Below are 21843 nucleotides of genomic sequence, written 5' to 3'. Positions count from 1 at the left end.
GCAACCCCTTTTTGAAAAAGTTTTTACCAAGCCTCAAACACCTTCCAAAAACGCTGATCAAACGCCCGCTTCGCAAGCCTTCAATCAACCTCGCCGGTGTCGAGGAGGGCGCATTATACGCACCAATCTAAACCGCGCAAGCCCCCGAGAAACATTTATTTTTACTGCACAAAAAACAACCGAGACTGACGATCATTGAGCTGGCTTATGGCGCCCGTTCCAGCGCAGCACCATGACCGTGGCCGAGGGCAGGGTTGTCAGGGTCACAATCGTGGCACCAATAATACCGGCCATAACAATCACGCCGACCCCGCGGTATAGCTCACTGCCCGCCCCCGGCAAAAAGACCAGAGGCGCGAGGCCAAAAATCGTAGTGATAGACGAAATCGCTATCGGGCGCAGCCGCGACTCAACCGCCTCGCGCACAGCCTCGACGACATCATCAGCGCCCTGCTGCAGGTTTTCAATGGCGCGATGAACAATCAAGATCGGGTTATTCACCACCGTCCCCATGAGAATTAAAAATCCGAGCATGGAGATCATGTCGAAGGGCTGCTGAAAGCCCCCTAAGCCCAAAGCCTGGAGTACCGCTCCCAGCCCATTGAGCAGCGCAAGTCCGGCAATACCACCTGCCACACCCAAAGGAATCACAGTCATAATCAACAGCGGATAACCCCAGTGAGAGAAAATCGCCACCATCAGCAAGTACACAATCACCAGAGCAACCAGGTAATTGGAGCTCAGAGATTCTCGAGTGGCATCGAGCTGATCGGCAGCGCCGGATATGTTCAGAGATACACCCGCCGGCACACGACCGGTCTCTTTCAGCCAGCCCACCAACTCTTCGCGCACCCGCGCCACTCCGGTCTCCAGCGCAACCGAGCGCGGCGGGATAATATTCAGCGTTACCGTGCGCCGACCATCGACGCGGCGCAGCACATTGGTATCTACGGTCTCCTCAATCTGCGCCAACTCCGTCAAAGGTACTGCTCCACCGAGGGGGGTGTAGATAGACAATTGCGAGAGGGTTTCCAGGGCCACACCCGGCCCCCGGGTGCTGTAGAGATAGATATCGATTTTATCATCACCCTGAAAGTATTCACTGACAAAGGCACCATCCGTCAGGGCGGCTACCGCAAAGCCTATATCCTCTGCGCTCATGCCTAATTCTGCGGCGCGCTCCCAGCGAGGACGAATCTGCAACATGGGCTGCGACAGAGACAAGCTCGAGGGCTGACTCTGAATGCGAGGACCATCAAAGATCTCCTCGGCCCGTGCCAGCGCATCGCGCGCCACCCGATACGCATCCTCGAGATTAGGACTGGAAATGTCCAGATTGACACTACGGGTGCCACCATCGTTACTGCTAATGATGGAGCCGCGGGCCGCAAAGGCTCGCATGCCAGGATAGCTTTCATATTTATCCACCAGCGCATCCATAAGTGGCTCGATGTGGGCGGGGTTTTTCGATTCGGTGATAATGCGCATACCGCCGGCGGACACCCCCAGATTGACGTATTTCATCGCGGGAACTTCGGTCTCCCCACGCTCGAAGGCTTCTGGCTCGTCGTCCACAAAGGGCATAAAATAGTCCTGCACCTCTAGGGCGATTTCCTCCATGGTCTCTAAGTTGTAGCCGGGAGGCGCATTCATGGAGGCAAAGGTCTTGGCCTCTTCACCCTCCGGCAAATACTCCGCCGGCGGCGTCAGAAACAAAACAATCGCGCCACTGACCAGCAACGTTGTCATAAGGCAAGTCACACGCCGACGGGGGGTAGCAAACAGCCAGGCAAGACGCGCAGTCAGTACCCGGCGCCAGCGCGTATCGTGGCTTTTGGAGTGCAACGCAAGGCGCGCACTGGCGGTGGGTATAACGGTTATCGCCACCAGCATGGAAATAAAAATAGAAGCCGATATGGCAATGGCAATATCGGAATACAGCTGGCCAGCCTCCTCGGCGATAAAGACAACTGGCAAGAACACCATAATGGTGGTCAAAGTAGAAGCAAGCACCGCCGGCCACACCTTTTTCACGCCTTCGACGGCAGCCTGTATCCGCTTGAGTCCACGCTGTCGCTCAAGCTCAATGCTCTCGAGCACCACAATGGAGTTATCGAGCGTCATGCCAATCGCGAAAGCCACACCGGCCAGAGAAATAACATTAATAGTGCGCCCCGCCGCCAGCAAGCCAATAAAGGCGGCGATAGCACAAATGGGAATACCTATAACACCGAGCGCTGTTGCCCGAAACGAGCGCAGGAAGGCATACATGATCGCCGTGGCCAGCAGAGCGCCGAGAACTAAATTCTTCCACACGTTAAAAATGGACTCGCTGACATACACCACGTCATCCGCCGTGCGTTCAAGAACCATCCCCGCCGGTGCGAGTAAGTCGCGGTTAATGCTCTGCACCTCAGCCATCATGGCCTCTTTAATCGCCAACACATTGGAGCCGCTCTCGCGGCGCACCGACAGACCGATCACCGGCTTTTCATTGACGAAGGATTTATCTCGGATTTTAAAGTGATCGAAGTAAACCTCTGCCACATCCGACAAGCGCGTGACGCTGTCGCCGCGGCGCTCAACAATCAGCTCCTCAAGCTCCTGCACCGAATCAAAGCGACCGAGGGTGCGCAACAAATAACGTCGCTTACCACTGATCACCTCGCCCCCGGAAATATCCCGGTTGCGCTCGGCAATGGCTGAGCGCACATCGCCGAGAGTGAGTTGCCGCTGTGCCAGCGCGTCTGGGTTAATGCGAATTTGCACCTGCCGCCTGGCACCCCCACTGACGCCCACCTCGGACACACCCGGCACACTGGACATTCGCGTGCGCACATTGTCCTCGATAAAATCGCGCATCATATCCATATCCAAATTGCGCGGATTACCATCAAGTGGTGACACACGAAAGTACATAAACGAGTTGGCGGAGAAAGAGGTGGCGTAAACCTGGGGTTCGTCCACATTCACCGGGTAAGACGGCACCTGGGTCAGCGCATTGTTGACACGGATCAGGGTTTCGGTGATGTCTACGCCGAAGGGGAACTCCATTTCAATGCTCGCCTCACCCAGGCTCGCCGAGGAGGTCAGCTCCTCAAGGTAGGGAATGTTGCGCAAATACTCCTCTTGCTCAATGAGGATCTCTTTTTCGACATCCTGGGGCGTGGCGCCGGGCCACTGAGTGCGAACACTAATGGTGCGCACTTCCAGATCCGGGATCATTTGCACCGGTATCCGCGAAGCGGCCAAAATGCCCAGCACGCTGATGATCAGAACGGTCACGGTCACCAGAATACCGTGGCGTACTATGCCCTCAAACATAAGCCACCCTCTCTCAGTCAGACCGGCCGGCGCGGCGCAACTGCACAACCTGCCCCTGCTGCAGCGCTTCGTTACCCCGGGTGATCACCACCTCCCCGGCCTTCAGCCCGCGGGCAACTTCTACTCGGCCGTCAAAGGTCAGACCAGTGTCCACCTGCCGCTCCGCGACGGACACCTCACCGCCAAAGTTAGCGCTGTCGGCCACCCAGACACTGATGCGCCCATCCGGGTATCGCAACAGGGCGTCGCGAGGAACAGTCACGGCCTCGCGGCCAGCATCGAGCTGCAAACTGGCCGATACCGCCATACCGGCGATGGGCTCGGGCACCTCATCGGGCAGCGCCGCCCTCAGTAAAAAGGTGCGTGCACCGGCGCGGCTTAAGGGAACCTTACGCAGGTCTGATGCGGCGAGGCGCGACTCTGGCGCCGAGTCGAGCGTCAGGAGCAGCCGGGTATTCCCTCCGACCCGGTCGAAATAGCGCTGCGGCACTTGAAAATCCACACGCAACTGCTCAGTAGACACCAATTCGACCAAGGCCGTACCCGGCACCACCCATTCACCGACACTCACCAGTCGATCGCTGATACTGCCGGCAAAGGGTGCGTAAAGCGTGTGCTTTTCCAAACTCACTGCGGCGAGAGCCCGCTCGGCTTGAGCCACCTGCCAGTCCGCCTGCGCGCTTTTGAAGGCAGCCGCACGAATATCCACCTCACTGGCGGCAATATTGTTATCGCGCACCAAGTCTTTGGCCTCATTCAGGCGGCGCTCGGCCTCTGACTTTTGCGCCTGTGCGCGCATCAACCGGGCCTCAGCGGCCTGCAGCGACAATTGGGAGAGCTCGCGATCCAATACCACCAGCGGCTCGCCCTGGGCCACGCGATCGCCTGCCTGCCCATGAACACGTGCAACCACCCCGCTGACCTCAGCCGAAAGAGAGGAAAGTTGCAGAGCACTGACCGAACCGGTCAGCGGCACAGACTCGACGATACGCTCGCGCCCCACCTCAATCGCCTCCACAGTCACCTGGGCACGCGCCCCGGCCATCAGTAAAAGAACCAAGACGCCCAGGCAAATTGCCGCGCGATTTGAATACTCCGTTGTGCTCATAAAATGGCTGCCCCCAATTAACTCGAGCCTCACAGGCGCAAGGCATCGTCTGCTGTTCTCCCGGCGACGGGTTGTGTCGGACCACTACCCACCTTGGCGCACCAAAAACGCAGGTTCACGTCAGGCCTTGCAGCGCGCGCTGCGCCACAACTACGGCATCTATTCGCTTGCCGGGTTATTAATTACTGTCGGTACAGGGTTTTAGATGACTGCAATGGTCGAGATGACCAGCATACACAGCTTTGGGACGGGGATAAAACGGCCGGCACCGAGCGGCACCGGCCTGGGGTACTACTTTATCTCAAACAGGTGATACTTCTTTTTGCCCAGCTTGACCACGTAAAAGCGGCCAAACAGCGCGCGTTCGGAGACAAAGCAGGCCTCGGCGTTGGTGTTGTCATCCGCGTCAACCGCCACACCATTAATCGCCACAGCCGCCCGTGCGAGCGCGTCTTTGACCTGCTTGCCCGAGCCGGCCATACCTGCATCCACGAGCCACTGGGTCAGCGGCCTGCTTGCCAACTCCCCACGGACGAGCTCGCTCGAGGGCAAGCCATCGAGCTTGAGCTGCTCCAGATCCGACTCCCCAAGGGACTCCAGGCTACCGGAAAAAAGCGCCTCGGTAATGCGCTCGGCCGCCGCCAAACCCTCGTCGCCATGAATCAGCGCCGTAACCTCGCGGGCCAGTACACTCTGCGCCTGCGGGCGACCCTGAGTCTCTCGATCGCTCGCCTCAATCGCGGCGATTTGCTCCAGCGGCAGGAAGGTGAAGTAGCGCAAGAACTTGTACACGTCCGCATCCGCCGCACCGAGCCAGAACTGGTAGAAAGCGTAGGGAGAGGTTTTGGCCGGGTCGAGCCATATGGTGCCCGACTCAGTCTTGCCAAACTTGGTGCCGTCGGCCTTGGTTACCAACGGCAGGGTCAAGCCGTAGGTTTCGCCGCCGTACATACGTCGAGCCAGATCAATACCGCCGGTGATGTTGCCCCACTGATCCGAACCGCCAATCTGCAAAGTGCAGTTATACCGCTGATAGAGCTCGGCAAAATCGTAGGACTGCAGCAGCATGTAGGTAAACTCGGTAAAGGAAATGCCCGCCCCTTCGCGGTCAATGCGCTGCTTGACCGATTCTTTATTGATCATATTGTTAACGGAGAAGTGCTTACCCACATCGCGTAAGAACGTCAGCACATCCATCTGCCCCATCCAGTCGAGGTTGTTTACCACCTCGGCCGAATTGGCGCCGCAATCGAAGTCGATAAACCGGCTGACCTGGGCTTTGAGCTTATCCGTCCAACCGGCGACAATATCCGGCGTATTGAGTTTGCGTTCAGCGGCCTTGAAGCTGGGGTCGCCCACCAGACCCGTTGCCCCGCCCACCAAAGCAATCGGCTTGTGACCGGCGCGCTGAAAGCGCTTGAGCGCCAGCAGCGGAACCAGATGGCCAATGTGAAGACTGTCGGCGGTAGGATCAAAACCGCTATAGAGGGTGCGGCTGCCAGCTGCCAGATAATCGGCCATCACATCGCCACCGGTGGTCTGAGCAATCAGCCCACGCGCCTGTAGATCTTCGAACAGAGATGCATCGATAGTCGTCATGTATTTGCCTATATCTGATAACTGTGAGATGGCTCCGGCGCCAGTAACGCCGGGCTCGACAGGCGGGCAAAGATACCTTATACACCAGTAAAAACAAGTCCTGATGCCCAGTGCAACTTTTGGAGCACGGCGATGACTAACCCTCTCAGGATAATTAGGCCATAAAAAGATGTGGCCAAAGATCAAAAAATGATCACAAAAGATCGATATTAACAGCCGATTCTGATATAACTACCGGGAACAACTACTTACGGGGCGGGTTTAATAGATTCATGCAACCCTTTGAAAAACAAAAAGTTAACCAAAAAAAGCGTGAGGCGCCAGCCTTTCCGCGCGGCCACATTATGGCCGCCAGCGTGCTGGCGCTGGGGCTCGTTGCCTGGGCGATGACCTCGCCCTCCTCACCCGATGCCGCCACCGGCAAGCAGATCAGTTTGGCATTACCGGCGGAAATTGCCCCACCAGCGCCTCAGGCCGAGACTGCCGCGATAGCGGCGCAGGACAGCGCCGCCCCCCTGTCGGCACCAGAAGACCTGGCGCAGGTGGCCCAAGCGCCGCTCCAGCCGCTGGAGATAACCGAGCCGGTGCTGGAGCGCAAAAGCTTTACCGTGCGCTCGGGCGACAGCTTGTCGACCCTGTTCAAACGCGCTGGCCTGAACGACCGGGATGTCTACGAGCTGACCCACAGCTGCAAAGAAGCCAAATCCCTCACTAAAATTATGCCCGGCCATGAAATCGTCTTTTACCTCGACGATCATGGCGAGCTGCAAAAGCTCACTCACGTCACCAATCGGCTCAACAGCACCCACTTTGAGCGTGGCGAGCAGGGTTTTGCCAGCATTCCAGAAATCCGCGAGCCCGAGTTGCGCAGCGCCTACAAAGAAGCCACCATTCAAAGTTCACTGTTTCTTGCCGGCCAAGGCGTTGGCATGAGTGATAGCATGATCATGGAGCTGGCCAATATTTTTGGCTGGGATGTCGACTTCGCGTTGGATATCCGCAAGGGCGACCACTTCAGCGTTCTGTTTGAAGAAAAGTTTCTCGATGGCGAAAAAATCGGCCACGGCGATATTCTTGCGGCCGAGTTCACTAACCAAGGGCACAAGTTTCAGGCCGTACGCTACACACACGCCAATGGTGACAGCCACTACTACACACCCGAGGGCCAGAGCATGCGCAAAGCGTTTTTGCTGGCACCGGTGGATTTTCGACGCATCAGTGGCAACTTTAACCCACGCAGGCTGCACCCGATTTTTAAAACCGTACGTCCTCACAGAGGCACCGACTACGCGGCCGATACCGGCACCCCAGTATGGGCCTCTGGCGCGGGCCGAGTGATTGCCGCGGGTTACAGCAAGCCGAATGGCAACTACGTGTTTATTCAGCACGGCAACAATGTGCAAACCAAATACTTGCACCTACACAAGCGCTACGTGAAAACGGGCGATCGGGTAAAGCAAAAGCAGGTAATTGGCACCGTGGGCTCGACAGGCTACGCCACTGGGCCGCATCTGCACTACGAATTCCTGCTAGACGGCGTGCACCGCAACCCGCGTACTATTGTGCAGAAGCTGCCCAAGGCCAAATCCATTGCCGACGCGGAAATGGAGGACTTCCTTACTCAGACGCAAACGCTGGTCAGCCAACTGCAGCAGCACTTCGACTCCGGAAGACTCGCCATGGGCGAAACCGACCGCAAGATCAACTGATGGCCCTGTACATCGGATTGATTTCCGGCACCAGCGCCGATGGGATAGACGCTGCGCTCGTTGAGATCAGCGCAGATTCGACCCGGCTGGTCGAAGCCTGTGGACTGGTCTTTGACGCCGCCTTTCGCCGGGACATTCACGCGCTGTGCAGCCCTGGCGCCAACGAAATAGACCGCGCCGGCGAGCTCGACCAGATTCTCGGACGACGCTTTGCCGAGGCCGCTTTGGCCCTAGTAACCAAAGCAGCGGTCAAGACCACCGACATCACCGCTATTGGCAGCCACGGACAGACCATTCGCCACCGCCCTCCCGGCCAAACCACTCATCCTTTCACTTGGCAAATTGGCGACCCCAATCTGATCGCCAGCCTCACCGGCATCACCACTGTCGCTGACTTCCGCCGCCGGGATATGGCTAGTGGCGGACAGGGCGCGCCTTTGGTGCCGGCCTTTCATCAGGCCGCATTTGCTTCACCAACCGCGGCCCGCGCCATCATCAATATCGGCGGCATCGCCAATATCAGCTGGCTGACTCCCGGGGGGGCGCCTCTGGGCTTTGACACGGGCCCCGGGAACACATTAATGGATGCCTGGATACAGAGGCACTGTCAGCGGAGCTACGACGCGGACGGTGAATGGGCCAGTACCGGTCGGGTTCATTCTGCGCTGCTTGCGCAGCTAATGGCCCACCCCTACCTTACCCGCAGCCTGCCCAAAAGCACGGGTCGGGAAGATTTTCACCTGCCTTGGCTGGATGAACAATTGAGCGGCTTTACCGCTCTCGCAGCCGAGGATGTCCAGGCCACTTTGCTGGAAGTTACCGCGGCCAGCATTGCCAATCACTTACTCCAATGCCCGGGTGCGGAGTTGGGAGGAGAGATTTATCTCTGCGGCGGCGGCGCGCACAACAAGGCATTAAAGACGCGCCTGGCGCAACTGGCGAAAGGCTTCAGCGTCGCGACAACCGCAGCACTGGGTGTGGACCCCGACTGGGTGGAAGCGGCTGCTTTTGCCTGGCTGGCGGCGAGAACACTACAGGGCATGCCGGGCAATCTGCCAAGCGCTACTGGCGCAAAAGCTGAGGTCGTACTCGGGGGGATTTACCCCGGCGAGCGCTTTGACTCAGTTAACAGCCGTTAAACTGAAAAGGAGGACCCACAACCGCATGTGGTCGCGGCATTGGGGTTGGTGACAGTAAAGCGCGAGCCCTGCAGCCCTTCGCTGTAATCGACATTGGCGCCGGCGAGGTAGGGAAAGCTGAGGGCGTCCACGACCACCTTCACACCGTCTTTTTCCACGACGGTATCGTCCTCCGCCGTCAGTTCGTCAAAAGTAAAGCCGTACTGGAAGCCAGAGCAGCCGCCGCCGGTGACATACACCCGCAGTTTCAAGTCCGGGTTGCCCTCCTCCTCAACCAGGCTCTTCACCTTGGCCACAGCACCGGGGCTGACGTACAGAGGCTCGGGCGTAAACACTTCAGGGGTCGACATATTAAGGGCTCCAGCGCGAATTCACAGGCGCATTATCCCAATACCAGAGTAAAACAGTCAACTATTTGATCAACCCTTTGCGGGCGCTTCGGCATCGTTCGACTTACCGCCAAATAGCTTGCCCGACTCTTTCACCGGCGCCTTCTCGGGCTCTCCGTAGACCAGTGAACCATTGACCTGAGCGCCCTTGACCATTTCGATCAGCTGGTAGTGGACATTGCCCTCGACGACCGCCTTGGAAGCCAGCTCGACGTGTTTGCTAGCAAAGACATTGCCCACGACCTTGCCATTGACCACCACCATGGGGACGCGGATTTCGCCCTCGACAACCCCCTTGTCGGCCACCACCAGTTTGGCATCGCCACCGCCCTCAACAATAATATTACCAGTGACCTTACCCTCGACTTGCAGATCGCCGGTAAAGTGAATATCACCAACAATGCTGGTGCCCTTGGAGATCAGTGTGTGATTGTTATTAAACGCCATAAGTTTTCTCAACCTGGCCCTACGGGGCCTGTCCTGTTACAAATTTTCTACCGGCCAGGGAAAGCTTTTTTCAACGCTATCGCCAGTGCGACCGGAGGAGCGGGCCGCCAGCTCCAGCCGTTCGGCCACAAAGCCTTCGGGCAGAGTCAACTCTCCCTCCACGTTTTGGAAATACTTGAAACGCAGCTTAATATCCTGAGTATCGATATCCGACGACAACTGATACAGCGGCACTCGGGTGACGCCGCCATCACTGCGCCCGATAACATCAGCGTTGAGCACGCCGCTGAGCACCTGATGGTTAGTGGCCACCTGCTGAACCACAATCTTAAACGCAAAGCGGCCAGCCACTGGGGTCTCGGTAATCGTCACCTCACCGAGCGTCAGGCCGTTGCTGTCCTCGCTGGGAGACATCAGCCCACGGTAAAAAGAGATATCGGCTTCGAGGCTGGCGATTTGGCGACGCAGATCAATCACCTCGCCGCGCACTTCTTCACTTGCCATCTGATCGACCTCAGACGCCACGGCCAAGTTAGCCACCTGCTGACGATGCTGCGCTAACTCTTCGCGCGCCTCGGTCAATTCAATTTGCAGGCGGTCGCGTTCGGCCAGGGCATTGGACTGGCGCCCCATACCCTGCCAGTAGCCACCAAAGTAAGCCGCCGCGAGTGCAGCCCCGACGAAGATTAGCGCCAGCAATACCTGAAGCGCACGACGCCCGGGTCGGTGAGGGACCACTTTGAGTGAATACTGTTTACTGCCTTTTACTGTACTCATGCCACTCGCTTATTGTTATCAGGGCAGCAGCGCCACCACATCGAGGCCCGCTGTCTCGTCCAAACCAAACATAATATTCATGTTCTGCACCGCTTGACCGGACGCGCCTCGGGTGAGGTTATCAATCACCGAAAGCACGACAATTGTATCGCGGCCTTGGGGCTGGCACACGGAAATGCGGCACACATTCGAGCCCTTCACGGAACGGGTCTCCGGGTGTGAGCCTGCCGGCATGACATCGACAAAAGGCTCGTCCGCGTAGTGCTGTTCAAACAGCGCCTGCAGGTCTGGCAATGTCTCCGGCGCCAGGGCGCGGGCGTAGCAGGTGGCGTGTATGCCCCTGACCATAGGCAACAGGTGCGGGATAAAGGTCACCTGCGCCTTAGCACTATCGGCCGGCTGCATGTCGCGAAGCGCCTGTTCAATCTCTGGCAAGTGTCTGTGCCCGGATGCGCCATAGGCTTTAAAGCTGTCGCTGATCTCCGTCAACAGCATACCAACCTTCGCTTGACGGCCGGCCCCGGTGGCACCGCTCGCGGCGTTAATGATCAGGTGTTCAGGGTCTACCAGAGCATTATGCAGCAGCGGCATCAAAGCCAACTGCGCCGCAGTCGGATAGCACCCGGGGCAGGCTACAAGGCGGGCCGACTTAATCGCTTCACGGTTGAGCTCAGGCAGGCCGTAGACCGCCTCTGACACCAGTTCAGGGCAGCCGTGAGTCTGGTCGTACCAGTGCGCCCAGAGGTCAGTGTCGCGAATACGGAAATCCGCCGAGAGGTCAATCACCCGGGTGCCGGTCGCCAGCAGCGCCGGCATCAAGTTCTGGGCAACGCCGTGGGGGGTGGCAAAAAACACCACATCGCACTTGCCGAGCAGCTCCACATCCGGCTCAGTAAACGCCAAGTCCACATGGCCACGCAAATTGGGGTAAAGGTCACTGACGGGGATCCCCGCCTCGGCGCGCGACGTAATCACATTGACTTCAGCCTGCGGATGCTTGGCCAGCAGGCGCAACAACTCCACCCCTGTGTAACCCGTGCCGCCGACGATACCCACTTTTATCACGTCATCCACCTCATTTTTGCCACAAATCGCCCCGCAGGCGAAACCAAAAGGGCCCCTATCATAAAAGTGCATGGGGTAAATTGCCAGCGGCTGGGCGGTGAGCGGCACCGATGGCATAATGCAGTGTCGATCACTCACCCGGCACCACTATGCTCTGGATCAAAGCCTTACACATTATCGCCGTGATCTGCTGGTTTGCGGCACTTTTCTACCTACCGCGGCTGTTTGTCTATCACGCGATGAGCGAGGACAGCACCAGTCGTGAGCGCTTTAAAATCATGGAGCGCAAGCTCTACCGCGGCATCGCAACCCCCTCCATGATCGCCACCCTGCTCTTCGGAGGCGCTCTGGTGCACTACCAATGGGAGCTGATCAAAATCACCTATTGGTTTTGGGTGAAAATGGCACTGGTGATCGCGCTGGTCGGCTATCACCACCTGTGCGGTGTGCATCTTAAGCGCTTTGCCCTAGACGCTAACCAGCGCAGCCACACTTACTTTCGTGTGTTTAACGAGCTGCCCGTTTTCGCTCTGGTTGCTATTGTGATTCTGGTGGTGGTCAAGCCCTTTTAGCGCTGTGCTAGACTCCATACAGCCAGCCATATTTACTATGGGCGTTGATCATGAGCGAGTTCTGTCGTACCGCACCGGTGGTGCTGACCCTGTCCAGTCATGACCCCACTGGCAGCACCGGAGTCCAGGCCGACATCGAGACAGCTTTTAGCCTCGGCGCGCACTGCTGCGCCATTGTGACCGCGCTCTGCGCCCGGGACACCCGCCGCCTGATCGACCTAGTGCCAACAGACGCCAAGCTGCTGATCGAGCAGACCCGCGCCATTTTAGAAGACATGCCCGTGGCCGCCATCAAGCTTGGCTATTTTTGTCAGGTTGAGCAGATCGAGGCCATTCACAGTATTCTCCGTGACTACCCGGATATTCCCGTGGTGCTCGATCCGGTGGTCAATCTCTCCATCGAAGCGAGCGACGAGCCTCCACTGATGGAGCGCGGCGACAAACTCACCAGCGCCCTACAAAACCTGCTGCTGCCTTTGGCAAGCCTCGTGACCCCGGACATCGTCGAGGCTCATCAACTGGCCCGTCAGGCTGACACCGCAGACGCCTGCGCCCAGCAGATACTGACCCACGGCTGCGACGCCGTGTTGATCACCGGCGCGCGGCGCACTGCGGAAGAGTACATCAATTGTCTCTACCGCCCGGAGCAGCCGGTGCGCCGCTTCCAGTGGCCGCGCCTCGGGGTGTTCAGCCACGGCAGTGGCGCCACGCTGTCCGCCAGTATTTGCACCTATCTCGCCCACGGCCTGCTGCTGAGCGACTCGGTGGAACAGGGGCAGCACTTTACCTGGCAAAGCTTGCGCGCCAGCCGCCGCCTGGGTATGGGGCATAGCATTCCCAACCGCCTCCACTGGGCCGAACGCAATTAGCTTTTTGCACAGACCAGGCGCTCTGGGTAAACTGGCGCCCATGCCGAGACTGTCCCTAACCGATAACTGCCTCTACGCCATCACCGACAGCGAAAAGCTGCGCGGTGAATTGCTGGTGCGCGCCGTAGATGAGGTGCTGGCGGGTGGATGCCATCTGGTGCAGTACCGGGACAAAACGAGTGATCACTCCCGGCGCCTGAGTGAGGCGCAGCAGCTGCAAAAGCTGTGCTGCGCCCGGGGCGCAAAGCTCATCATCAACGACGACATTGAGCTGGCAAGACACTGCGGGGCAGCCGGGGTGCACCTGGGTCAGGGCGACAGTCCTATCGATCAGGCACGCGCACGCTTGGGCGATCAAGCGCTGGTGGGCATCACCTGTCACGCCAGCTTGGAACTCGCTCAACAAGCGCTAGCCGCCGGCGCCGATTATATTGCCTTCGGCCGCTTCTTCCCCTCTCGAACCAAGCCACTGGCGCCAGCCGCCGACCTTGCATTGCTCGGCAGAGCCAGGGAGCTCTGGCCAGAGACCTGCATAGTAGCCATCGGCGGTGTGGATCAGGGCAACGCCTGTCAATTGCTTGAGCGCGGCGCCGACTACCTGGCCATATGCGGCGATTTGTTTCAATCGTCGAGCCCTTCGCAATATGCGAGCACCTTTAACCATCTGACGGCCAGCCACGGCAGTCACACCTCGCCCGGCAAAAAGGGCCGGGCGACAAATCACGCGAGGAGCGTCAATGAGTCAGTCCGAAGTTCTGTTTGAGCAAGCGTCCCGCTACATTCCCGGCGGCGTTAACTCGCCGGTGCGCGCCTTTAAAGCCGTCGGCGGCACGCCGGTGTTCCTGCAAAGCGCCAAGGGGTCACGGGTAACGGATGTGGACGGCAAGAGTTACATCGACTATGTCCAGTCATGGGGCCCCATGGTACTGGGACACAGTCACCCGGAAGTGATTGCCGCCGTTACCGAAGCCATAGGCGCGGGCCTGACTTTCGGTGCGCCAACAGAGCGTGAAACCATACTCGCCCAGATGGTCTGCGAGCGCATGCCAGGTATGGACCTGGTGCGCTTTGTCAATTCGGGGACCGAGGCGACCATGAGCGCGATACGCCTGGCACGTGCCTACACAGGGCGCGACACTATTGTAAAATTTGAAGGCTGCTACCACGGCCACAGTGACTCCCTGTTGATTAAAGCCGGCTCTGGCGCACTCACTTTGGGCGTGCCCAGCTCCCCCGGCGTCCCCTCTGTTCTGGCCGAGCATACGACAACGCTGAACTACAACGACGCCGAACAGGTGCGCACCTTTTTTGCCGAGCACGGCGAAAAAGTCGCCTGTATTATCGTTGAACCGGTGGCGGGCAACATGAACTGCATACCACCGCAACCGGGGTTTTTACAGGCATTGCGGCAGGTATGTGACGAGCAGGGCGCGATGCTGATTTTCGATGAAGTCATGACGGGCTTTCGCGTCAGCGCCACCGGAGCACAGGGCTACTATCAGGTACAACCGGACCTCACCACCTTGGGTAAAGTGATTGGCGGCGGCATGCCGGTGGGCGCCTTTGGCGGCAAACGAGAGATCATGGAGCACATCGCCCCCAAGGGGCCGGTGTACCAAGCCGGTACACTTTCGGGCAACCCCGTGGCCATGGCCGCCGGGATAGCCACCCTAAGCTTGCTCGACGAAGCGGATTTCTATCCGCGCCTGAGCGAGAAAACCGGACAACTGATGAGCGGCCTGGAAAGCGCCGCCGCTGAAGCAGGCATTGCCTTTACCACCAACAGTGTGGGAAGCATGTTTGGTGGCTTCTTTACCGAGGAAAAAACCGTCAGTAACTACCAGCAGGTTATGGCGTGCGACACCGAAAGGTTTAACCGCTTTTTTCACGGAATGCTGCGTGAGGGCGTCTACTTGGCTCCAGCCTCTTATGAAGCAGGATTTATGTCACAGGCGCACACGCATGAAGACATAGAACAAACCGTAGAGGCCGCTAGAAAAGTCTTTGCCACACTATAGGCTGCTGAGGGATTCAATATCTTCCAGCGCCTGGGGGGACGCGTCGATGATGGTGAACCCCGCCCAATGCTTGCCATTGTCATCGGCATTGCGCACCCAGAGACAGTCGACCCCAAGCTGAATACTGTTGCGGTTATTGACGGACTCGGACAAGTGCAAATCCAACCGGTAAAGACAATCTTCCTCAAACGGCTGATCGCCGATCAGCATCAACCCGTTGCTGTGAATGTTAACCAGCCGACCGAGATAAATGTCGCGCGTGTTGTCATACACATCAATGCTCTGATTGACGCCCAACCGCTCGCGACTGCGCTCTTCGTGTGAGGATGCGTTCACCATGTTATGACTCGCGGTTTAACAGCTCTCCCGACGCACGGGCATTCAAGCTGTGATAAATGTTCTCCAAGGCTCGCTCGAAGAAAGGCTTGGCACTGCCGGCAATGACTCTCAGCTTACCCGCAATCATCGCGCGAGCAAGCTGCAGCGCCGAGGTCATGGACACCTTGCGCCCCTGTTGATCTACCAGCATATAGTGCATGGTCTTGTGGTTATACCAGGCCACTTTAAGACGCTTGCCGCGCTCATCCTCCAGCCAGGTACCAAACTCAATCAATTTTAGTTTTTCAATCAGCTGCGACTCTTCGACCGTGGCCGCGGAGTTTTCTTTCTCCACGTTGCCGGCCTTTTCGGCGGCCATTGTCTCCAGCTTGGCCCGCATAGGCTCAGGCGCAGGCTCCACTTTCTGGCTCTTGAGTGCCAGCTTTTGCAGAGAGATCACTGCGTCGAGTAACTTGCGCGATTTATTCTGCTCGTAACCGATGGTTTCAAAGCCTGACTGCAGAGACTGCAGCAGCTTGTCCTGAACCTCCAGCTGGCGAATTTTATCCACCTCGAGCAACTTGGGCTCAATGCTCCAGAGAAGATCATCGGCAACCTTAAGCGCCTGACGGCAACTATCGGACTCGGCGCCGTAACGCAAAATAATAAACGACAAGTAGTCGGACCAGGGCAATAGCAGCAACAGCAAAACCGGCGAAGGCAAGTCCTTGCCATCAATACGCCGGGAGATTTCCCTGTTCACTTGAATTTTGGCTTCGCGCAGTTTTTCCTCGCCCCTGGCCTTTTCCATAGCCCGCTTTTCCATCAATTCCTGACGGCGCAACACGTTGCGGGTATAGGCGCTAAACTCCAGAAGGGCTTCGGCAAATACTTTTACATCGTTACCGAAATTTTCCAGAATATGGAAAACGGTGGTTCTGACTTTGGCGTAAATGTTGTACTGATTGGTACCGTCATTACTGATCCAACGGGCACCCGCTTCGGCCATTTGATTCAACAGAACCCGAGCCGGGTGATCTACTTTTTCAAAAAACTCCTTGTCGATAAACGCCAGTTTCAGAACCGGGGTGTGCAGGTAGCTCAGCAGCGCCTTGACCGAGTCCGGTAATTGTTCATCAGAGAGAATGTACTCGAACAACAAACCCACCAACTCGATGGTATGCATGTCGTCCGAGCGCACTTCGTCTTCACCGCGCTTTTGCATTTCCGCTAGCAGCTGCTGCGAAACCGAAGCGACGGCCAGAGGCTGGATTTCATTCATTTCAGCCTCAGCCAGGGCATGACTACTCTCAGCAACCTGATGCTGCAAATGACCGATAGCGCCCATGAGCGGCGCCGAGCTCAAAGGGGTTACCCCACCGCCTTGAGAGGGCTGTGGCCCGCGCGCAACCGCCGTTGTCGCACCAGCCTGAGCAGCCGCTACACCGGAACCACCAGCGGCTGGCGCGGAGGACCCGGGCACCCCCAGGTGGGTCTGCAATAGGCGGATAGCGCTGATCAGCCCCTGCTGGTATTGCTCGGGGTCCTTGCTCTCACCCTCAGAGAAAATACGGTCGGTAGCGCGCCGGCGCGGCGCTTGCTCAGCGTCTCCAGACGCTTGCACTGCGGCCTCTTGAACCTTGGCACGCTCGGGCTCGGCCTCCTCTGACGGCGGCTGTTGCGATTGTTCGGGCTGAGCACTTGTGTCCTGACGGCTCACCGCGCTATAGCGCAGATTTGCCATTATGCCTTCAGCGGCGAGGTAATGATTCAGCTCATCATAGAGCCCGCCGATCGGCTTTATAAGGGCGGCCTCAAAGTGTTTGTAGCCAACCACCTTGGTTCTGGCGTCAAGACTGAGGTCCGCGACAAGGCGGCGCAAAACGTCACAGAACTGCACCGGGCTGACGGGATTTCCACGCTCATCGATTTTCTTGCCGCCGTTGAGCAGCGCCAGGCGCTGATGTAGGGCCCAAAGCGCCTCGGCAAACTGAGTATCGGCTCGGTGGCAGATGGAGGTAATGGCGATGGTTTCTTCCAATTCGGAATTATCCACCAGCGAGAGCCCCTCGCTGCGGGAGAAACGCTCTTGGCCGACCGGGGTCTGAAGCTTTTGCCGGGAAAAGTCCGCAAAGCAGGCCTGCAGGAGTTCGACGAACCGCTGCTGGACTGCGGGGCCGCGCTTTTGTAGCAGCTTGACCGTCTCACCCAGAGCAATCTGCTCTTTGTTGGAGCGAGCGTTCTCTTCGCGTTTTTCAATAGAGCCGACCCACTCATCCCAAAACCGGGGGAAATTGTGGGTGATGTAATCGACCGCAGTCGAAGCGCAGGCGTCCAGGCAACGCACTGCCTGCGTATGCGTCAAAGGTTCATAGGCCTCCCCAGGGGCTGCCGCCTCCGGCTGAAGCTGCTCTGTCCCCCGCCCTTTATTTTTATCCATGGTTCTCGTGTCCATCCCCTCAACCCCTCACGGGCAAGCCCCCGCACCACGACCTATGTCTTCGGGGGTTTGCCGACGGTTCGCTGATGATTGCTATAAATGTGATTTAATCAGTATATGCTAGGCCGACTGGTTGCGCACACTTTAAGCGCCACTTAAACTCCCCCGACACCCCGCCGCAAACGGCTTTTGCACCGAATCACCTGAGGCCAAGCGATTTTCGTGCCCATCCACCGGGTTCCCAAACCCACCAACGGGCCCAGGGACGCCTCATTTTTAGGCAAAAGCCCTTGCCATCGCACCAAAATGGCACCTCTCACCCCCAATCCTGCCCTCTCGGGAAGAACGTACCAGGCAACTCCACTGCCCGCAGCGTATGGACTTAAGCGGAATTCACCGGCGTTGGTACTCAACTTGCTTTACCAAAGCACCGAACATGTCCGCACTTATTGGTAAGTCAGGACAATCGACAATTTGGTAAAAATAGAAGGCTAGGGTTCCGGCAGAGCTATCTCTCTGTGACTGGTCCGAGAGCTTTCGACCTTCGAAGTGGGGGTTACACGGCGGGATAAAAGCCCGGGAGAACTGGTTGGCCAGATTGCCAAGAGTGCTCCTATATCCCAACGTACATACCTTCGGAGGTTTGTCATGAAGCAACTGTCTATCGCTGCGTTCGCTCTACTGCTGTCCCTACAGGCCCAAGCGGCCGACTCCTTTAAAATCTGCTGGTCTATCTACGTGGGCTGGATGCCCTGGGGCTATGGCGCAGAGCAGAAAATTGTCGATAAGTGGGCCGATAAATACGGGATCGAGATCGACGTCGTACAGATCAACGACTACATCGAGTCCATTAACCAGTACACGGCTGGCGAATTTGACGCCTGCACTATGACCAATATGGACGCACTGACGATTCCCGCGGCCAGCGGTGTCGACAGCACGGCCTTGATTGTCGGCGACTTTTCCAACGGCAACGACGGCGTCATCCTGCGCGGTAAAGACTCACTCAAAGACATCAAAGGTCAGCGCGTAAACCTGGTGGAGTTGTCCGTGTCCCATTATCTTCTGGCAAGGGCTCTGGAGAGCGTCGGCATGAGCGAGGCCGATGTTCAAGTCGTCAATACGTCCGATGCCGACATGGTCGCCCTCTACAACTCGGGCTCAGTATCGGCGGTTACCACCTGGAATCCGCTGCTGAACACCATATTAGAAGAGGAGGACGCCAACAAAGTCTTCGACTCCTCACAAATACCAGGGGAGATCATGGATCTTTTGGTCATCAACACCGAAACACTCAAGGCCAACCCTAAGTTAGGCAAGGCACTGACCGGCGCCTGGTATGAAATCATGGGCGTTATGAGCACCGACTCCGCCGCCGGTAAAGCCGCGCGCACCGCCATGGGCGTTGCCTCGGGTACCGACCTTGCCGGCTACGATGCTCAACTGGCCAGCACCAAGATGTTCTACCAACCCACCGATGCTCTAGAGCTGGTCAACAGCGACGAGCTCCTAGCCACCATGAAGAAAGTCGCCGAGTTTTCCTACGACCACGGGCTACTCGGTGAAGGCGCTCCGGATGCCGGCTTTATCGGCATTGAAGGCCCGAAAGGGACTTACGGCGACAGCGGTAACGTCAAGCTGCGCTTCGACACCACCTACATGCAAATGGCTGCTGACGGCAAGCTGTAAACGCTCTCTAAGGCGGGAGGCTCACTCCCGCCCGGAACCCTACGCCTATGAAACGCCTGGTTAACCTTAGGCCGTCACGGCCCGCTGGTATCCTGCTGGGGCTGCTGCCTGTGTTCGCCCTGCTTCTGATCTACGTAATCGCCTCGGATGCACGCCTGGAAGCCAACCCCAATGACAAGCTGCTACCGAGCTTTGCGCAGATGGGCGAAGCCATCAATCGCCTGGCATTTGAGCCAAGCAAGCGCACGGGCGAGTACCTGTTCTGGCAAGACACAGGTTCAAGTCTCACACGCCTCGGCTTGGGCATTGGCATCGCCGCGCTGATTGGATTCACCTTCGGACTGATTACCGGCGCACTGCCCGTCGCCTATTCGTCCATGGCGCCTCTGATTACTGTGATTTCCCTAATCCCTCCCATGGCACTACTGCCCATATTATTTATTGTGTTCGGGCTTGGGGAACTGTCAAAAGTGGCATTGATTATCTTTGGGGTAGCCCCGTTTATTGCTCGGGACATTCAGCGCTGCGCGCAGGAAATTCCACGCGAACAACTGATCAAGGCACAAACACTCGGCGCCAGCAGTTGGCACATCGTCTGGCGGGTCCTGATACCTCAGCTGCTGCCGCGCCTGATCAACGCCGTGCGTCTTTCCCTCGGTGCCGGCTGGCTGTTTTTGATTGCCGCTGAGGGCATTGCCTCCACCGACGGACTTGGCTATCGGATTTTTCTGGTTCGCCGCTATTTGTCCATGGATGTCATTCTGCCCTACGTTGCCTGGATAACACTTCTGGCCTTTATCATCGACTGGCTGCTGGCACGACTGAGCCTGTGGGCCTTTCCCTGGCACCACACGGGGGGCGCACGATGATTGCGATCGACAAGCTCTGGAAAGAGTACGGGGATAATGTTGTTCTGGAAAACATTTCCAAAACCGTGCAAGCCGGCGAATTCGTCACCCTGGTCGGCACCTCCGGCTGCGGCAAGAGCACCTTCCTCAAAATGCTGCTGGGTATGGAAACCGCTACCCGCGGCAGGCTGTTAATGGACGGCGCGCCTATCCGCACCGAACCGGATCAAACTCGCGGCATTGTTTTTCAGCAATACTCCGTATTCCCGCACCTAAATGTTCTGAGCAATGTCATCATCGCGCGGGAATTTGAGCACTCGCCGCTGATGGGGAAACTCTTTGGCAGGCAAAAAACGCAAGTGATTGAAGAGGCGCGGGCACTGCTGGAAAAAGTTGGGCTGGCCAATGCGGCTCTCAAATACCCCCACGAACTGTCAGGCGGCATGCGTCAGCGCCTTGCGATTGCCCAGGCACTGATTCGCAAACCCAGGGTGCTTCTACTGGATGAACCCTTCGGCGCACTCGACCCGGGGATTCGCGCCGACATGCACAAGTTGATTCTGGAGTTGTGGCGCGAACATCAGTTAACCGTGTTTATGGTCACCCACGATCTTGCCGAAGGATTTTACCTGGGCACTCGCCTGTGGGTATTTGACAAAGTACGGCACGACCCTCAAGCCCCGGGAGCCTGGGGAGCGCGTATCACTTACGACTTGCCGGTAGGTAAAACCCCAGCGACAACCGTCGCCGCCATTGAACAGTCTTTAAAGCTCACCGAGCAAAAATTCGATGCCAACACTGGAGAAACTACGTGAAACGTATCGACTACACCACGTTACTACCCGGCGCCAGTCATTGGTCGTTGGAAATGCGTCGCGGCAGCGCCATGCGCCTGACCGACACCACCGGCATTGGCAATGTCGGCATGCTGTTTTACAACCCCCGTCAACTGCTTGAGCGCTACAACGCTCCGGATACGCTCAAATGTCAGCACACCTTCAAACTGACTCGCGGACACTGCCTCTATTCTGACATGGGGCGAATTTTCGCTTCTGTCATCGAAGACAGTCACGGCTGGCACGATACGGTATGCGGCAGCAGCAATGCACAAAAGGTGGCCGCGCTCTGGGGTGAGCGCAACTATCAACAGGACCGCAATCAGTGGTACCAAAACGGCCATGATGCATTTCTGGTTGAACTGGCCAAATACGGGCTCGGCCGAGCTGATCTCGCTGCAAATATCAACTGGTTCAGCAGAACGAGTACAGACGCTGAAGGGAAGCTGACGCTTGACAGTGACTACCCCTCCAAGATGCGGCAGGTGACTTTGCGCTTTGAAATGGACACCCTGGTGATACTGCACACCTGCCCACACCCGCTCGATCAGAGCGAAGTCTACCCACGCGGCGACATTGAAATAGAACTGGGACTGGCAGAACCTGTTCAAAGCGACGACCTCTGCCTGAACTCAAGGCCCGAGAACCACAGGGGCTTTGCCAATAATACGCTTTACCATATCGGTCTTTAGGGGG

Annotated in this window: 19 protein-coding genes and 1 riboswitch; of the genes, 10 read left to right on the top strand and 9 right to left on the bottom strand. The window is 57.6% G+C overall.

Going from position 1 to position 21843, the window contains the following annotated elements; genetic code table 11:
• Positions 1–192: 192 nt before the first annotated feature.
• The 3 genes from QWI16_RS14705 to tyrS all read right to left on the bottom strand — a co-directional run bounded on the left by QWI16_RS14705 (position 193) and on the right by tyrS (position 6031).
• Positions 193–3324: an efflux RND transporter permease subunit gene (locus QWI16_RS14705; protein ID WP_302714199.1), complete on the bottom strand. Its 3132-nt coding sequence runs from the start codon at positions 3322–3324 to the stop codon at positions 193–195.
• 13 nt (positions 3325–3337) lie between these two features.
• Positions 3338–4432, bottom strand: coding sequence for an efflux RND transporter periplasmic adaptor subunit (locus tag QWI16_RS14700; protein ID WP_302714198.1), 1095 nt, complete (start codon positions 4430–4432; stop codon positions 3338–3340).
• Positions 4433–4723: 291 nt separating this feature from the next.
• Positions 4724–6031 carry a tyrosine--tRNA ligase gene (gene tyrS, locus QWI16_RS14695; RefSeq protein WP_302714197.1) on the bottom strand — a complete coding sequence of 436 codons (1308 nt, stop codon included), beginning with the start codon at positions 6029–6031 and terminating at the stop codon, positions 4724–4726.
• Positions 6032–6303: 272 nt separating this feature from the next.
• Here tyrS and QWI16_RS14690 point away from each other — a divergent pair, with 272 nt between their 5' ends.
• Positions 6304–7740 carry a peptidoglycan DD-metalloendopeptidase family protein gene (locus QWI16_RS14690; protein ID WP_302714196.1) on the top strand — a complete coding sequence of 479 codons (1437 nt, stop codon included), beginning with the start codon at positions 6304–6306 and terminating at the stop codon, positions 7738–7740.
• The gene (locus QWI16_RS14685) at positions 7740–8879 is read left to right on the top strand and encodes an anhydro-N-acetylmuramic acid kinase (protein ID WP_302714194.1); all 1140 of its coding nucleotides are present in this window, start codon (positions 7740–7742) and stop codon (positions 8877–8879) included. The genes QWI16_RS14690 and QWI16_RS14685 overlap by 1 nt, the downstream gene beginning before the upstream one ends.
• On the opposite strand, the gene erpA is transcribed toward QWI16_RS14685, so the two are convergent.
• The 4 genes from erpA to argC all read right to left on the bottom strand — a co-directional run bounded on the left by erpA (position 8876) and on the right by argC (position 11557).
• Positions 8876–9229, bottom strand: a complete 354-nt coding sequence (gene erpA, locus QWI16_RS14680; RefSeq protein WP_302714193.1) for an iron-sulfur cluster insertion protein ErpA — start codon at positions 9227–9229, stop codon at positions 8876–8878. The genes QWI16_RS14685 and erpA overlap by 4 nt on opposite strands.
• A 69-nt stretch (positions 9230–9298) precedes the next feature.
• Positions 9299–9715: a bactofilin family protein gene (locus QWI16_RS14675; protein ID WP_302714191.1), complete on the bottom strand. Its 417-nt coding sequence runs from the start codon at positions 9713–9715 to the stop codon at positions 9299–9301.
• A gap of 36 nt (positions 9716–9751) precedes the next feature.
• Positions 9752–10492, bottom strand: coding sequence for a DUF6776 family protein (locus QWI16_RS14670; protein ID WP_302714190.1), 741 nt, complete (start codon positions 10490–10492; stop codon positions 9752–9754).
• An 18-nt stretch (positions 10493–10510) separates the two neighbouring features.
• Positions 10511–11557: an N-acetyl-gamma-glutamyl-phosphate reductase gene (gene argC / locus QWI16_RS14665; protein ID WP_302714207.1), complete on the bottom strand. Its 1047-nt coding sequence runs from the start codon at positions 11555–11557 to the stop codon at positions 10511–10513.
• Positions 11558–11706: 149 nt separating this feature from the next.
• Between argC and hemJ the strand changes: the two genes are divergently transcribed.
• The 4 genes from hemJ to hemL are packed head-to-tail and all read left to right on the top strand — an operon-like array spanning position 11707 to position 15016.
• On the top strand, positions 11707–12129 hold the full coding sequence (gene hemJ, locus QWI16_RS14660; RefSeq protein WP_302714189.1) for a protoporphyrinogen oxidase HemJ: 423 nt from the start codon (positions 11707–11709) through the stop codon (positions 12127–12129).
• Between the two features lie 50 nt (positions 12130–12179).
• A complete protein-coding gene (gene thiD / locus QWI16_RS14655; protein WP_302714188.1) occupies positions 12180–12998 on the top strand; it encodes a bifunctional hydroxymethylpyrimidine kinase/phosphomethylpyrimidine kinase in 819 nt (272 codons plus the stop codon).
• Between the two features lie 40 nt (positions 12999–13038).
• Positions 13039–13761 carry a thiamine phosphate synthase gene (gene thiE, locus QWI16_RS14650; protein ID WP_302714187.1) on the top strand — a complete coding sequence of 241 codons (723 nt, stop codon included), beginning with the start codon at positions 13039–13041 and terminating at the stop codon, positions 13759–13761.
• Entirely contained in the window at positions 13736–15016 is a 1281-nt protein-coding gene (gene hemL, locus QWI16_RS14645; RefSeq protein WP_302714186.1) for a glutamate-1-semialdehyde 2,1-aminomutase, read from the top strand. The genes thiE and hemL overlap by 26 nt, the downstream gene beginning before the upstream one ends.
• Here the strand turns inward: hemL and QWI16_RS14640 are convergent.
• Entirely contained in the window at positions 15011–15355 is a 345-nt protein-coding gene (locus QWI16_RS14640) for a PilZ domain-containing protein (RefSeq protein WP_302714185.1), read from the bottom strand. The genes hemL and QWI16_RS14640 overlap by 6 nt on opposite strands.
• A 1-nt stretch (position 15356) precedes the next feature.
• A complete protein-coding gene (locus QWI16_RS14635) occupies positions 15357–17774 on the bottom strand; it encodes a DUF1631 family protein (protein WP_302714184.1) in 2418 nt (805 codons plus the stop codon).
• Positions 17775–18254: 480 nt separating this feature from the next.
• Positions 18255–18359, top strand: a riboswitch (guanidine-I (ykkC/yxkD leader).
• A gap of 63 nt (positions 18360–18422) precedes the next feature.
• Here QWI16_RS14635 and QWI16_RS14630 point away from each other — a divergent pair.
• Genes QWI16_RS14630 through QWI16_RS14615 form a run of 4 tightly spaced genes read left to right on the top strand, consistent with a single transcriptional unit; the run spans position 18423 to position 21839 of the window.
• A complete protein-coding gene (locus tag QWI16_RS14630) occupies positions 18423–19463 on the top strand; it encodes a putative urea ABC transporter substrate-binding protein (RefSeq protein ID WP_302714183.1) in 1041 nt (346 codons plus the stop codon).
• Positions 19464–19510: 47 nt separating this feature from the next.
• Positions 19511–20332 (top strand): ABC transporter permease, encoded by an 822-nt coding sequence (locus QWI16_RS14625; RefSeq protein WP_302714182.1) that lies wholly within the window; start codon positions 19511–19513, stop codon positions 20330–20332.
• Positions 20329–21126 (top strand): ABC transporter ATP-binding protein, encoded by a 798-nt coding sequence (locus QWI16_RS14620; RefSeq protein ID WP_302714181.1) that lies wholly within the window; start codon positions 20329–20331, stop codon positions 21124–21126. The genes QWI16_RS14625 and QWI16_RS14620 overlap by 4 nt, the downstream gene beginning before the upstream one ends.
• Positions 21123–21839 (top strand): urea amidolyase associated protein UAAP1, encoded by a 717-nt coding sequence (locus QWI16_RS14615; protein WP_302714180.1) that lies wholly within the window; start codon positions 21123–21125, stop codon positions 21837–21839. The genes QWI16_RS14620 and QWI16_RS14615 overlap by 4 nt, the downstream gene beginning before the upstream one ends.
• The last annotated feature ends 4 nt before the right edge of the window (positions 21840–21843 follow it).

Origin of the sequence: Gilvimarinus algae (assembly GCF_030518215.1) — a bacterium.
Taxonomy (GTDB): Bacteria; Pseudomonadota; Gammaproteobacteria; order Pseudomonadales; family Cellvibrionaceae; genus Gilvimarinus; species Gilvimarinus algae.
Note: the sequence above shows the minus strand (reverse complement) of the source record. Positions and strands in the feature narration are given on the sequence as shown.